The 13,159-nt window shown below is 67.1% G+C and carries 13 protein-coding genes; 3 read left to right on the top strand and 10 right to left on the bottom strand.

Features of this window, described 5'->3' with window-relative positions; genetic code table 11:
* Positions 1–68 precede the first annotated feature (68 nt).
* Positions 69–1,346, top strand: coding sequence for a class I SAM-dependent methyltransferase (locus KF796_21545; protein ID MBX3589225.1), 1,278 nt, complete (start codon positions 69–71; stop codon positions 1,344–1,346).
* Positions 1,343–1,666, top strand: a complete 324-nt coding sequence (locus tag KF796_21540) for a DUF1840 domain-containing protein (GenBank protein MBX3589224.1) — start codon at positions 1,343–1,345, stop codon at positions 1,664–1,666. Before KF796_21545 ends, KF796_21540 begins: the two co-directional genes overlap by 4 nt.
* Positions 1,667–1,687: 21 nt before the next feature.
* Here the strand turns inward: KF796_21540 and KF796_21535 are convergent, their stop codons facing one another.
* The 3 genes from KF796_21535 to KF796_21525 are packed head-to-tail and all read right to left on the bottom strand — an operon-like array spanning position 1,688 to position 3,812.
* Positions 1,688–2,698: a tripartite tricarboxylate transporter substrate binding protein gene (locus KF796_21535; GenBank protein MBX3589223.1), complete on the bottom strand. Its 1,011-nt coding sequence runs from the start codon at positions 2,696–2,698 to the stop codon at positions 1,688–1,690.
* Positions 2,695–3,084, bottom strand: coding sequence for a hypothetical protein (locus tag KF796_21530; protein ID MBX3589222.1), 390 nt, complete (start codon positions 3,082–3,084; stop codon positions 2,695–2,697). Before KF796_21530 ends, KF796_21535 begins: the two co-directional genes overlap by 4 nt.
* Complete coding sequence (locus KF796_21525; protein MBX3589221.1) at positions 3,081–3,812, bottom strand: SDR family oxidoreductase; 732 nt, start codon at positions 3,810–3,812, stop codon at positions 3,081–3,083. The genes KF796_21530 and KF796_21525 overlap by 4 nt, the downstream gene beginning before the upstream one ends.
* A gap of 247 nt (positions 3,813–4,059) precedes the next feature.
* On the opposite strand from KF796_21525, the gene KF796_21520 reads away from it, so the two are divergent.
* Positions 4,060–4,599, top strand: a complete 540-nt coding sequence (locus KF796_21520) for a rhodanese-like domain-containing protein (protein ID MBX3589220.1) — start codon at positions 4,060–4,062, stop codon at positions 4,597–4,599.
* A gap of 30 nt (positions 4,600–4,629) precedes the next feature.
* Here KF796_21520 and KF796_21515 read toward each other — a convergent pair whose 3' ends face one another.
* The 7 genes from KF796_21515 to KF796_21485 form a co-directional block, all read right to left on the bottom strand.
* Positions 4,630–5,877 carry an AMP-binding protein gene (locus tag KF796_21515; protein MBX3589219.1) on the bottom strand — a complete coding sequence of 416 codons (1,248 nt, stop codon included), beginning with the start codon at positions 5,875–5,877 and terminating at the stop codon, positions 4,630–4,632.
* A gap of 19 nt (positions 5,878–5,896) precedes the next feature.
* On the bottom strand, positions 5,897–6,706 hold the full coding sequence (locus KF796_21510) for an ABC transporter ATP-binding protein (GenBank protein ID MBX3589218.1): 810 nt from the start codon (positions 6,704–6,706) through the stop codon (positions 5,897–5,899).
* A 110-nt stretch (positions 6,707–6,816) separates the two neighbouring features.
* Complete coding sequence (locus KF796_21505; protein ID MBX3589217.1) at positions 6,817–8,148, bottom strand: ABC transporter substrate-binding protein; 1,332 nt, start codon at positions 8,146–8,148, stop codon at positions 6,817–6,819.
* A 90-nt stretch (positions 8,149–8,238) separates the two neighbouring features.
* Positions 8,239–9,315: a branched-chain amino acid ABC transporter permease gene (locus tag KF796_21500; GenBank protein MBX3589216.1), complete on the bottom strand. Its 1,077-nt coding sequence runs from the start codon at positions 9,313–9,315 to the stop codon at positions 8,239–8,241.
* Between the two features lie 20 nt (positions 9,316–9,335).
* On the bottom strand, positions 9,336–10,265 hold the full coding sequence (locus tag KF796_21495; GenBank protein ID MBX3589215.1) for a branched-chain amino acid ABC transporter permease: 930 nt from the start codon (positions 10,263–10,265) through the stop codon (positions 9,336–9,338).
* A 20-nt stretch (positions 10,266–10,285) separates the two neighbouring features.
* Positions 10,286–11,068 carry an ABC transporter ATP-binding protein gene (locus KF796_21490; GenBank protein MBX3589214.1) on the bottom strand — a complete coding sequence of 261 codons (783 nt, stop codon included), beginning with the start codon at positions 11,066–11,068 and terminating at the stop codon, positions 10,286–10,288.
* Positions 11,065–13,032 carry an AMP-binding protein gene (locus KF796_21485; GenBank protein ID MBX3589213.1) on the bottom strand — a complete coding sequence of 656 codons (1,968 nt, stop codon included), beginning with the start codon at positions 13,030–13,032 and terminating at the stop codon, positions 11,065–11,067. The genes KF796_21490 and KF796_21485 overlap by 4 nt, the downstream gene beginning before the upstream one ends.
* Positions 13,033–13,159: the final 127 nt, after the last annotated feature.

Raw genomic sequence — 13,159 nt, 5'->3', positions numbered from 1 at the left:
CATGCAAAGCGAATTCGTCCTACAGCACCAGACTTGACGGCTGGCGGCCCGAGGAAAAAAATCCGGCCATGCAAGCCCTGATCCGCAAGGTCGAGACCCAGCTTGCGGGCCTGCCCGTGCCAGTGGCGCTCGAGCTCCCCGCAGGCCAGCGCGTGGGCCCGTCGGGCGCGGCGGTCACCCTGTCCTTCAGCGACTGGTCCAGCCTGGCCACCATGGCGGCGGGCCAGATCGGCCGGCTGGCCGAGGACTTTGTCGAAAGCCGCGTCCAGCTCGAAGGCCGCATGCGCGACCTGATGGAGGTGGCTTCGCGCCTGTTGCCTGGCAATCCGGTGCAAGGTGGCAGTGGCTGGTGGCGGCAGATGCTGCGCCGCGCCCGTTCACTGGCCGTGCACACGCCCCAGCGCGACGAAGAACAGATCCGCTTTCACTACGACGTGTCGGACGACTTTTACGCGCTCTGGCTCGATCCGCGCCGGGTCTATTCCTGTGCCTACTACCGCGACGCCGGCATGAACCTGGCGCAGGCGCAGGAGGCCAAGCTCGACCACATCTGCCGCAAGCTGATGCTGCAACCGGGCGAGCGCTTCCTGGACATTGGCGCGGGCTGGGGCGGCCTGCTGCTCTGGGCGGCCGAGCACTATGGCGTGGATGCCACGGGCATCACGCTGTCGCACAACCAGCACGCGCATGTTCAGAAACTCATTGAGGCCCGTGGCCTGCAGGGGCGCGTGCGCATGGCCTTGATGGACTACCGCGACCTGGACGAGGCGCAGACCTTTGACAAGATCGCCTCGGTCGGCATGTTCGAGCATGTGGGCGAGGCGCAGATGGGGCACTACTTCAGCAAGATCCGCCGCCTGCTGCGCCCCGGCGGGCTGGTGCTGAACCATGGCATCACGGCCGGTGGCACGGCCAATGGCCAGCTCGGCGCGGGCATGGGGGACTTCATCGAGAAATACATCTTTCCCGGTGGCGAGTTGCTGCACGTCAGCCAGGTGCTGCGCCACATGGCGCATGCCGGGCTGGAGATGGTCGATGCCGAGAACCTGCGGCCGCACTACGCGCGCACGCTGTGGGCCTGGTCCGATGCGCTGGAGGCGCGCCTGGGCGAGGCGCACCAGGTGCTGGCCGCCTCCGGCGACGCCGCGGGCGCGGGCAAGGTGCTGCGGGCCTACCGGCTGTACCTCGCGGGCAGCGCCATGTGCTTTGAACAGGGCTGGATTGCGTTGCACCAGTTGCTGGCCAGCCGGCCCTCAGGCGACGCCAACGCGAGTGGGGGCGCGTTGCGGGGCGCACAATCGGACTACCCCTTCAATCGCGGCTACATCTACGGGACTCGACCATGATCTACAAATTCAAATCCAAGGCGGACGGCGACCTCATCATGCTGGAGCCCAGCGGGCGGCGCGTGCTTGAAATCATTGGCAAGGACGCAGGCCCCAAGGGCATCATCACGGCGCAGCAGATCCCTGGCGCCATCCAGGCGCTTGACCGGGCGATTGCCCATGAGGAGGCGATCCACAAGCCGGCGGGCAGCGAGGGCGCCGAGATGCCCGAGGGCCATGAACCCACGGTCAGCATCACGCTGCGCCAGCGCGCCAAACCGTTCCTGGACATGCTGCGGCGCTGCGAGGCCGCCCAGGCCGACGTGGTCTGGGGCGTCTAGCCCTCGCACCGGCAGGCGTCTTCAGTCGATCTTCGCGCCCGAGGCCTTGACCACGGGGGCCCACTTGCTGATTTCGCTGTCGATGAAGCGCGCAAACTCGGCCGGCGTGTTGCCGCCGGGAATCGCCCCCTGGGCCAGCAGCTTTTCCTTGATCGCGGGCGAGGCCAGGGCCTTGGCGGTTTCCTGCTGGATGCGGCTCACGATGTCGGGCGGCGTGCCGGCCGGTGCCAGCAGGCCGAACCAGGAGCTGGCGTCAAAGCCCTTGAGGCCGGCGGCCTCCTCGATGGTGGGCAACTCGGGCATGGCGCCCGAGCGCTGGGCGCTGGTCACGGCAAAGGCCTTGAGCTTGCCGCCGCGGATCTGCGGCATGGCCGAGGGCAGGTTGTCGAACATCACGTCGACCTGGCCGCTGACCATGCCCAGCATGGCCGGGCCCGAGCCGGTGTAGGGAATGTGCGTCATGAAGATCCCGGTGCGGGCCTTGAACAGCTCGCCCGCAAGGTGGATCGAGGTGCCGTTGCCGCTGGACGCCATGTTGAACTCACCCGGGTGCGCCTTGGCGTACTTGATGAAGTCAGGCACCGTGTTGATGTGCAGCGCCTGGGCCTTCTCGGTGTTCATCACCATCACGTTGGGCACGCCGGCCACCAGGGTGATGGGCGCGAAGTCCTTTTGCGGGTCGTAGGGCAGCTTGCGGTACAGCGACTTGTTGATGCCGTGCGTGCCCACGGTGCCCATCAGCAGCGTGTAGCCGTCGTTGGCCGACTTGGCCACGATGTCGGCGCCCACGTTGCCGCCGGCGCCCGCGCGGTTGTCCACGATGAAGCTCTGGCCGAAGGCCTTTGACAGTTCGGGGGCGATGGCGCGGGCCAGGATGTCGGTGGTGCCACCGGGCGCGAACGGCACCACGATGCGCACCGGCTTGGCGGGCCAGGCGTTTTGCGCTGCCGCGGGCAGCGCGGCTGACAGCACCGTGGCGGCGGCCATGGCCGTGAGAATCAGGCGGCGTTTTTGACGGAAGTGGGGGTTCATGGAGTCTCCTTCGTTGTGGTTCGGTCCGGTATCAGCAGGGTCAGCGCAAACCGGCAGGGCTGGCCGGTCTTCACGCCCAGTGCCGTGGCGGCTGCATTGGCGTGGTTGATGATGCCATCGTCCAGCGAGCTTTGCGCGTCGCCTATGCGCGCGCTGCTGTGTTCCACGGTGCAGGCGGCCAGCCCCTGGGCCTGCAGCAGTGCCAGCGCCGCCAGGCCTGCGCCGTCCTTGCCCCCGCCAGCGTCGTTGAAGACGCTGAGCAGCGGCCGCGCCGCCAGCGCGTAGCGCGCCGAACTGATGCCGCCGTGCGAGCCGCTCACGGCCACGCAGCCGGCGTCCTGCGGGCCCAGCTCGGTGATGGAGTCCACGATGCGCAGCGCCGTCACGCGATCACGATCCCGCCGTCGACCACCAGATTGGCGCCGTGCGTGAAGCTGGCCTGTGGCGACAGCAGGTAGACCACGCCGGATGCGATTTCCGCTGCCTGGCCGATGCGCCGCTGGGCGGCCAGCCCTTCGATGCGCGCGCGGTGGGCCGGGTCGCTCAGCGGCTGCTCGATCATCGGTGTGTCGGTCGCGCCTGGCGACAGGGTGTTCACGCGCAGGCCCTGCGCGGCCAGCACGCGCGCGGCGTTCTTGGCCAGCGCGATCACGCCGCCCTTGCTCGCGGCGTAGGCCGCCGTGCCCGACAGGCCGCCGCCGCGCAGGCCCGCGATGCTGGCAATGGCGCAGATCGCGCCGCCCGGTCGCATGTGGCGCGCGGCTTCGCGCATGCACAGCCAGGTGCCGATCACATTCACGTCGTGGATGCGCCGGAACTGTTCGACCGTGATGTCCATGAACGCGGTGGTGTCCACCACGCCCGCGCTGGTGACCAGCGCGTCGATCGGGCCGAGGAAGGCGCGCGCCCCGGCGAACGCGGCCAGCACCTGCGATTCATCGGCCACGTCGCATGCCACGCTGCCGTGGCGGGTGCCCGGCGCGTCCAGCTCGGCCTGCAGGGCCACCTGTTCGGCGCGATCGGCCTGCAGGTCCAGCCCGAAGGTGTCATAGCCCGCCCGTGCCAGCGCCGCCACGGTCGCGGCGCCGATGCCACTGGCCGAGCCGGTGACCACGCAGGTCCGGCGGCTGGAAGGGGCGGCGGGGATCGTCAGGGCGGGCTCCGAGGGGAAGGCAAGGGCCGGATGGTAGCCCGGGCCCGGCGCCAGCCGCCCCGGGAACTACCCGGACATGCGCAGGAAAAGCCTTTGCATTCAAGGGCTTGCGGCCTTATTCAGGGTGGCTATTTGCACATGGCGAATCGGTATTGGACGCCGATGCCGGGGCTCCCTAAAGTGCAGGCTCCCCAAACGGATTCCTGCCATGAACCGCCTGCTCGCCGCCCTGCTGACCCTTGCCTTTGCCACCGCCGCCTCGGCCCAGAGCGCGCCGGCGGTGTCCGCCAACGCCGCGGCGCAGGCCGTGGCCCGGGGCGCCACGGTGGTTGACCTGCGGCCCCATGCCGACTACCTGGCCGGGCACCTTCCCGGCGCCGTGGCATGGAACCCGCTGGATCTGGGCGCCGACCTGCAAAGCCTGCAGGCTGCCGTGTCGCACCATGGCATCGACCTGTCGCGCGAAGTGGTGCTGGTTGGCCTGCCGGGTGATCCGCGGGCGCAGCAACTGCAGGCCCGGCTCACCGAGTACGCCACCGGCCGCGTTCACTGGCTGGTGGGTGGCACGCACGAATGGGCGCTGAGCGGGCGCCCGCTGGAAAGTGGCCAGGTCACGTTGCCGGCCGTTCCGCAGTACCTCGTGTCGTTGCGTGCGCAAGGCGTTTCGCCGCGCATGGCCGGCGCCAGCCTGCGCGACGCGCCAGGCCGCGACCTCGTGGTCAAAGTGGCTCAGGGTCCACGCGGCTAGGGCACTTTCTGCTACCTATTTGGTAGCAAATCACTTGTAGCTGCGGGCGTCCTCGATCACCTTGCCGTCATTGGGCAGGCTGCCGGGGCTGAGCAGCTGCACCTCGCCGCGCAGCTTGGTCACGTCGCGGATGGCTTCGCCAATGCGGGCGTCCAGCCCCTGTGGCGCCGAGGCGGTCTCGACCTGCAGCGTCATCGCGTCATTGGCCATCTCGCCGGTCACCACCAGGCGCGCCTTGAGCACCTCGGGAAAGCGCCGCGCAATGTCGGCCACCTGCGATGGGTGCACGAACATGCCGCGGATCTTGGTGGTCTGGTCGGCCCGGCCCATCCAGCCCTTGATGCGGGTGTTGGTGCGCCCGGTCGGGCAGGTGCCCGGCAACACGGCCGAGAGGTCGCCCGTGCCAAAGCGCACCAGCGGGTAGTCGGGGTTCAGCGTGGTCACCACCATTTCGCCGACCTCGCCCTCGGCCACCGGATCGCCCGTGCCGGGGCGCACGATCTCGACGATCACGCCCTCGTCCAGCACCAGGCCTTCGCGCGATTCGGTTTCGTAGGCGATCAGGCCCAGGTCGGCCGTGGCGTAGCTCTGGTAGATCGCCATGCCGCGTTCGCTGAACCAGTCGCGCAGGCTGGGCGGAAAGGCCTCGCCGCCGACCAGGCCCTTGCGCAGGCTGGAGATGTCGCTGCCGGCCTCGGTGGCCTTGTCCACGAGGATGCGCAGGAAGCTTGGCGTGCCCAGGTAGCCCTCGGGCCGCAGCTCGGCAATGGCCTGCAGCTGCTGCTCGGTCTGGCCGGTGCCGGCCGGAAACACCGTACAGCCCAGGGCGTGCGCGCCCGACTCCATGATGAAGGCGCCCGGCGTCATGTGGTAGCTGAAGGCGTTGTGGGCCAGATCGCCTTCGCGAAAGCCCGCCGCATACAGCGCGCGCGCGGCGCGCCAGTAGTCGGCGGCGGCGCCCTCGGGCTCATAGATCGGGCCGGGCGAGGCATAGACCCGGCGCATGCGGGCGCCGCGCGCCACGGCCGAGAAGCCGCCAAACGGGTCTTGCGGGCGCCCGGCCATCTGGCGCTCCAGCAGTTCGTGCTTGCGGATCACCGGCAGCCGCGCGAGCGCCTCGCGGGTGGTCACGGCGGCGGCATCCACGCCCCGCAGCAAGTCGGCAAAGGCCGGGCTGCGGGACTGCGCATGGGCCACCTGAGCGGGCAGCGCCGCCATCAGTTGGGCCTCGCGCACGGCGGGCGACCGCGCTTCCAGCGCGTCGTAAAGCTTGCTCATGGGTTGTTCCCTCTCTCCCTCACGCGAGCCAGCGCTTGCGGCGCTTGTAGCTCTTCACGTCCTTGAAACTCTTGCGTTCGCCACCGCCCATGCCCAGGTAGAACTCCTTGACGTCCTCGTTGTCGCGCAGCTCGGCGGCGGCGCCGTCCATGACGATGCGGCCACTCTCCATGATGTAGCCGTAGTCGGCATAGCGCAGCGCCATGTTGGTGTTCTGCTCGGCCAGCAGGAAGGTCACGTTCTCCCGGGTGTTGAGGTCCTTCACGATGTTGAAGACCTCCTCCACGATCTGCGGCGCCAGGCCCATCGAGGGCTCGTCCAGCAGCACCATGCTGGGGTTGGCCATCAGCGCGCGGCCAATCGCGCACATCTGCTGCTCGCCGCCCGAGGTGTAGGCGGCCTGCGAGGTGCGGCGCGTCTTCAGCCGCGGGAAGTAGGTGTAGACCTTGTCCAGGTTGCGCGCGATCTCGGCCTTGTCGGTGCGGGTGTAGGTGCCGGTGAGCAGGTTTTCCTCGATGGTCAGGTGGGCAAAGCAGTGGCGGCCCTCCATGACCTGGACCACGCCGCGCTTGACCAGGTCGGCCGGCGAGAGGCTTTCAATGCGCTCGCCGCGCAGCTCGATGCTGCCCTTGGTGACCTCGCCGCGCTCGCCGCGCAGCAGGTTGGAGATGGCGCGCAGCGTGGTGGTCTTGCCCGCGCCGTTGCCGCCCAGGATGGCGACGATGCGTCCCTCGGGCACCTTGAGCGAAACGCCCTTGAGCACCAGGATCACGTGGTTGTAGATGACCTCGATGCCGTTGACGTTGAGAACGATGTTGGGTTGTTCCATGTTGCCTTCTCGTTGACCAGTTGGCAGCACTGCGCGCAGGGCTGCCAGCTGGCGGCTCGCGGGAGCCGCTGCCCCTCCCGCGGGGCGGGAGGGGTTGGGGGAGGGTGCCGTCAGGATTGGCAGTCCGCCGGGGTGCGGCGCGTGAGCTTCTTCTCGGCGGCATATTTGTCGGCGGCGGCCTTGACCATCGGGTTGATGATCTGCTCGTCAGCCTGCATCCAGTCCGAGGTGAACTTCCACTCCTTGCCGTCCCAGGTGTGGATGCGGGCCCAGGAAGCGCCCATGTGGTCCTTGCACGAGGTGGACACCGGGCGCATCACGCCCTTGAAGCCCAGCGCATCGAGCTTGGCCTGGGTCAGGTTCAGGTTCTCATAGCCCCAGCGAGCCTGTTCGCCCGTCATGACCTTGCCCTTGCCGAAACGCTCCTGGGCGGCGCGCACGCCTTCCACGGCGAACATGGCGGCGGACACGCCACGCATGTAGAGCACCTGGCCCACTTCGTCCTTGGGGCCCGTGCCGTCGCCCTTGGCGTGGACCTTGGACAGGATTTCCTTGGTCACGGCCGCGTTCGGCTCGGCGCCGTGCTGCAGCGCCAGCGCGTTGTAGCCCTTGGCGCCCATGCCCACGTCCTTCACATCGGGCTCGGCGCCCGACCACCACACGCCGTACATCTTCTCGCGCGGGTAGCCGGTGGCCTGGGCCTCCTTGAGTGCGGTGGAGTTCATCACGCCCCAGCCCCACAGCAGCACGTAGTCGGGGCGGCTCTGGCGGATCTGCAGCCAGGTCGCCTTCTGCTCCACGCCGGGGTGGGTCACGGGCAGCAGCTGAAGGTTGAAGCCGTGCGCCGCGGCGCGTTCCTGCAGCAGCGGGATCGGTTCCTTGCCGTAGGGGCTGTCGTGGTAGACCAGCGCGATCTTCTTGCCCTTGAGCTTGTCCAGGCCGCCTTCCTTCTTGCCGATGTACTGGACCAGCACGTCGGCCGCGCCCCAGTAGGTGCCCACCAGCGGGAAGTTCCACTTGAACACGCCGCCGTCGGCCGATTCACTGCGGCCATAGCCCGAGGTGATCAGCGGGATCTTGTCGCCGGGGGCCTTTTCGGTCAGCGCGAAGGTGATGCCGGTGGACAGTGGCTGGAACACCGTGGCGCCCTTGCCCTTCAGGCGCTCATAGCACTCCACGCCGCGGTCGGTCGCGTAGCCGGTTTCGCATTCTTCCCAGCTCACCTTGACGCCGTTGATGCCGCCGCGCGCGTTGACCAGCTTGAGGTAGTCCACATAGCCATTGGCAAACGGCACGCCGTTGGGGGCGTAGGCGCCCGTGCGGTAGACCAGTACCGGGAAGAACTGTTCCTTGGCTTGCGCGAAGGCTGCCGTGGAGGTCAGGGCGCCGGACACGCCGGCCGCCAGCACCGAGGCTGCGAGTACGAGATGACGAAGCTTCATGGTTTGTCTCCTAAGTAAAAGGTGAAGCACAGGGGAACGGAATGATGGAGCGGATTCATGCACGGGCTGTAGAGGGATGACCCGCAACTTTCAGTGAGGGAACGGCCACAGCCGCAGCTTTTGCTTGCCCACGCTCCACAGGCGGGCCAGTCCATGCGGTTCCACGATCAGGAACCACACGATCAGCGCGCCGAAAACCATGAGCTCGGCATGGGAGATGGCGGCCGTGGAAATCTCCACGCCCACCATGTCGCCCAGCAGGGGCAGGAACTGGTTGAGGAAAATCGGCAGCACCACGATGAAGGCCGCGCCAAAGAAGCTGCCCATGATCGAGCCCATGCCGCCAATGATCACCATGAACAGCAGCTGGAACGAGCGGTCCACCGAAAAGGCCGCCGGCTCCCACGAGCCCAGGTGCACGAAGGCCCAGAGCGCGCCGGCCACGCCCACGATGAACGAGCTCACGGCAAATGCGCTGAGCTTGGCGTACATGGGGCGGATGCCGATCACTGCGGCGGCCACGTCCATGTCGCGGATCGCCATCCACTCGCGGCCGATCGCGCCGCGCACCAGGTTCTTGGCCAGCAGCCCGAACAGCACCAGGATCGCCAGGCAGAACAGGTACTTGTGCAGCGGCGTCTCGATGTTCCAGCCAAACACCTGCAGGTTGGACACCGAGACCGAGCCCGACGAGGTGTTGTTGGTGAACCAGCTGATGCGCAGGAAGGCCCAGTCGCAGAAGAACTGCGCCGCCAGCGTGGCCACCGCGAGGTACAGCCCCTTCACGCGCAGGCTCGGGATGCCGAACAGCATGCCCACCAGGGTGGCGAACAGCCCGCCCGACAGCAGCGCCAGGATCAGCGGCATGCCCTCGATGCGGATGAAGGTGTTGTAGGCCGCATAGGCGCCCACCGCCATGAAGGCGCCCGAGCCCAGCGAGATCTGGCCGCAGTAGCCCACCAGGATGTTCACGCCCAGCGCCGCGAGCGCGAGGATCACGAACGGGATCAGGATGGCGCGGAACATGTACTCGTCCACCAGCAGCGGCACGCCGATGAAGGCGAAGGCCACGATGGCCAGCACCGCCCAGCGGTCCTGGGTGATCGGGAAGATCTGCTGATCCGCCGCGTAAGTGGTTTTGAATTGACCGTTTTCTCTGTAGAACATATATGCCAGTCAGTTGGGGGTCAGACCCTGTCAATGATCTTTTCGCCGAACAGGCCTTGCGGGCGGAACAGCAGGAACACCAGCGCCAGCATGTAGGCGAACCAGATCTCGATGCCGCCGCCCACCAGCGGCCCGATGTAGACCTCGGAGAGCTTCTCGCCCACGCCGATGATCAGCCCGCCGATGATGGCGCCGGGCACCGAGGTGAGGCCGCCCAGGATGATCACGGGCAGCGCCCGCAGCGCCACCGTGGCCAGCGAGAACTGCACGCCCAGCTTGGAGCCCCAGATCATCCCGGCCACCAGCGCCACCACGCCCGCCACGCACCAGACGATGACCCAGATGCGCGCCAGCGGAATGCCCACCGACTGCGCGGCCTGGTGGTCGTCGGCCACGGCGCGCAGCGCGCGGCCGGTGGCGGTCTTCTGGAAGAACAGCGTCAGCAGGGCCACCAGGCCCGCGGCGATGGCCGCGGCGATCAGGTCTTCCTTGTTGACCAGGATGCCGCCCTGGAACACCGAGTCCAACACGAAGATCGGGTCCTTGGGCATGCCGATGTCGATGGAGTAGATGTCGCTGCCGAACAGCGTCTGGCCCAGGCCTTCGAGGAAATAGGCAATGCCCAGCGTGGCCATCAGCAAGGTGGCGCCTTCCTGGTTGACCAGGTGGCGCAGCACCAGGAACTCGACCAGCCAGGCCAGCACGAACATCACCGCGCCGGCCAGCACAAAGGCCAGCACCGTGGCGGCCACCGGGTTGGCGATGCCGGTCCAGCCCGGAATCCATTCGGCGAAGCGGGCCATGGCCAGCGCGGCGAACAGCACCATCGCGCCCTGCGCGAAGTTGAAGACGCCCGACGCCTTGAAGATCAGCACGAAGCCGAGCGCCACCAGCGAATACAGCATGCCGGCCATCAGGCCGCCCAGCAGGGTTTCAAGAAAAAATCCCATGGTGTGTTGTCCTTGGTGCCCTAGTGGGAGGTGCCCAGGTAGGCGTTGATCACTTCTTCGTTGTTGCGCACTTCGTCGGGCGTGCCGTCACCGATCTTCTTGCCGTAGTCCAGCACCACCACGCGGTCGGAAATGTCCATCACCACGCTCATGTCGTGCTCGATCAGGACCACCGTGGTGCCAAACTCGTCGTTCACGTCCAGCACGAAGCGGCTCATGTCCTGCTTTTCCTCGACGTTCATGCCGGCCATGGGCTCGTCCAGCAGCAGCACCTGCGGCTCCATGGCCAGGGCGCGGCCCAGGTCCACGCGCTTTTGCAGGCCATAGGGCAGTTGCCCCACGGGGGTCTTGCGGTAGGCCTGGATCTCCAGGAAGTCGATCAGGGTTTCCACATAGGCGCGGTGCTCTTCCTCCTCGCGCGCGGCCGGCCCGATGCGCAGCGCCTGCATGAACATGTTGCTCCTGATGCGCAGGTTGCGGCCGGTCATGATGTTGTCGATCACGCTCATGCCCTTGAACAGCGCCAGGTTCTGGAAGGTGCGGGCCACGCCCATCTCGGCCACGGCGCGCGAGTTCATGTGGTCGAAGGTCTTGCCCCGGAAGGTGATGGTGCCCTGCTGCGGCGTGTACACGCCGTTGATGCAGTTGAGCATCGAGCTCTTGCCCGCGCCGTTGGGGCCGATGATGGCGCGGATCTCGTGCTCGCGCACATTGAACGAGATGTCGGTCAGCGCGTTCACGCCGCCAAAACGCAGCGAGATGTTGTTGACGTCCAGGATGACGTCGCCGATGTCCTTGCTCATGCTGCCGCCTTCACCGCCGCGAATGTCTTCGCATCGTCGATCCTCAATGTCGCGCTGACGCTGCCGGTGCGACCGTCCTCGAACTTGACCTGGGTCTCGATGTACTGCTCGGTCTTGCCGCCATACAGCGCATCGACCAGCACCTGGTATTTCTCGCCGATGTACCCGCGGCGGACCTTGTTGGTGCGCGTGAGCTCGCCGTCGTCGGCGTCCAGCTCCTTGTGCAGCACCAGGAAGCGGCTGACCTGCGAACCGGCCAGCAGCGTGTCGGCGGCCAGGTCGGCGTTGACCTTTTCGACGCACTCCTTGATCAGCTGGTAGACCTCGGGTTTTTGCGCCAGGTCGGTGTAGCCCGCGTAGGGCAGGTTGCGGCGCTCGGCCCAGTTGCCCACGGCGTCGAAGTCGATGTTGATCATCACGCAGACCTTCTCGCGCTTGTCGCCCAGCGCCACCACTTCCTTGATGTGCGGGAAGAACTTGAGCTTGTTCTCCACGTACTTGGGCGCGAACATGGCGCCATCGTTGGCGCCGCCCATCAGGCGGCCCACATCCTTGACGCGGTCGATGATCTTGAGGTGGCCCTGCGCGTCAAGAAAACCCGCGTCGCTGGTGTGGTACCAGCCGTCGGCGGTCAGCACCTCGGCCGTGGCTGCGGGGTTCTTGTAGTACTCCTTGAGCAGGCCGGGCGACTTGACGAGGATCTCGCCGTTGTCGGCCACGCGGATTTCCACGCCCTCGATCGGGATGCCCACCGTGTCGGCCCTGGCCTGGTTGTCGGGCTGCAGGCAGACGAACACGGCGGTTTCGGTCGAGCCGTAGAGCTGCTTGAGGTTGATGCCGATGGAGCGGTAGAACGTGAACAGGTCGGGCCCGATGGCCTCGCCCGCGGTGTAGGCCACGCGCACCCGGCTCATGCCCAGGTTGTTGCGCAGCGGGCCATAGACCAGCAGGTTGCCCAGCGCGTATTTGGCGCGGTCCAGCGCCGTGATGGGCGCGCCGTCGGTGCCGGTGGTCCGGCCATCCATCAGCGCGGGGCCGATGCGGCGCGCCACGTTCATGCAGGCATGGAACATCCGGCGCTTGAGCGCGCTCGCATCTTCCATGCGGATCATCACGCTGGTCAGCAGGCCTTCAAACACGCGCGGTGGCGCGAAGTAATAGGTGGGGCCCACTTCTTTCAGGTCGATCATCACGGTGGCGGCTGACTCGGGGCAGTTCACCACATAGCCGCAGGCCAGCCACTGCGCGTAGCTGAAGATGTTCTGGCCGATCCAGGCGGGCGGCAGGTAGGCCAGCACTTCCTCGGCGCTGGTGAGCCGGTCGAAACTGGCGCCGGCCTGCGCGCGGTTGATCAGGGTGTTGTGGGTGTGCACCACGCCCTTGGGGTTGCCCGTGGTGCCCGAGGTGAAGAACATCGCGGCCACGTCGCCGGGGCGGGCCTGCTCGACCTGGGCGGTGAAGAACCCGGGCTGCTGCGCCGCAAAGGCCTTGCCGGCCTCGATCAGCGACTCCAGCGACGACAGGCCGGGCTCGCTGTAGTTGCGCAGGCCGCGCGGGTCGTCAAAGTACAGCGTTCCCAGCTGCGGGCACTGCTCGCGGATCTCGAGCAGCTTGTCCACCTGCTCCTGGTCCTCGGCAAAGGCAAAACGCACCTCGGCGTTGTTGATCGGGAAAACGCATTCCGAGGCCACGGCGTCCTGGTACAGCGGCACCGGGATCGCCCCCAGCGACTGGATGGCCAGCATGGTCGCGTACAGCCGCGGCCGGTTGGCGCCAATCACCACCATGTGCTCGCCGCGCCGCAGGCCCGCCTGGTGCAGGCCGCAGGCCAGATGCTCCACCAGCCGGGCCAGGTCGGCCCAGGTCAGGGTCTGCCAGATGCCGTATTCCTTCTCACGCATGGCGGGCGCGCCGGGGCGCTGCGCTGCGTGCTGCAACAGCAATTTTGAAAAGGTTGTCTCCATGCTTGACGCCATTCTTTTGTTAACCAACTGTTGCGGATCGTAGGCACTACTTTGACGTTATGTTGTCTTTTCGACGACATTCTTGGGGAATGTCCTAGTAGGGCCTTTCCTCATGGGGCAGACCCGC

Origin of the sequence: Ramlibacter sp., assembly GCA_019635435.1 — a bacterium.
Classification (GTDB): Bacteria; Pseudomonadota; Gammaproteobacteria; order Burkholderiales; family Burkholderiaceae_C; genus JAHBZM01.
This window is presented reverse-complemented; position numbering and strand designations above follow the sequence as displayed.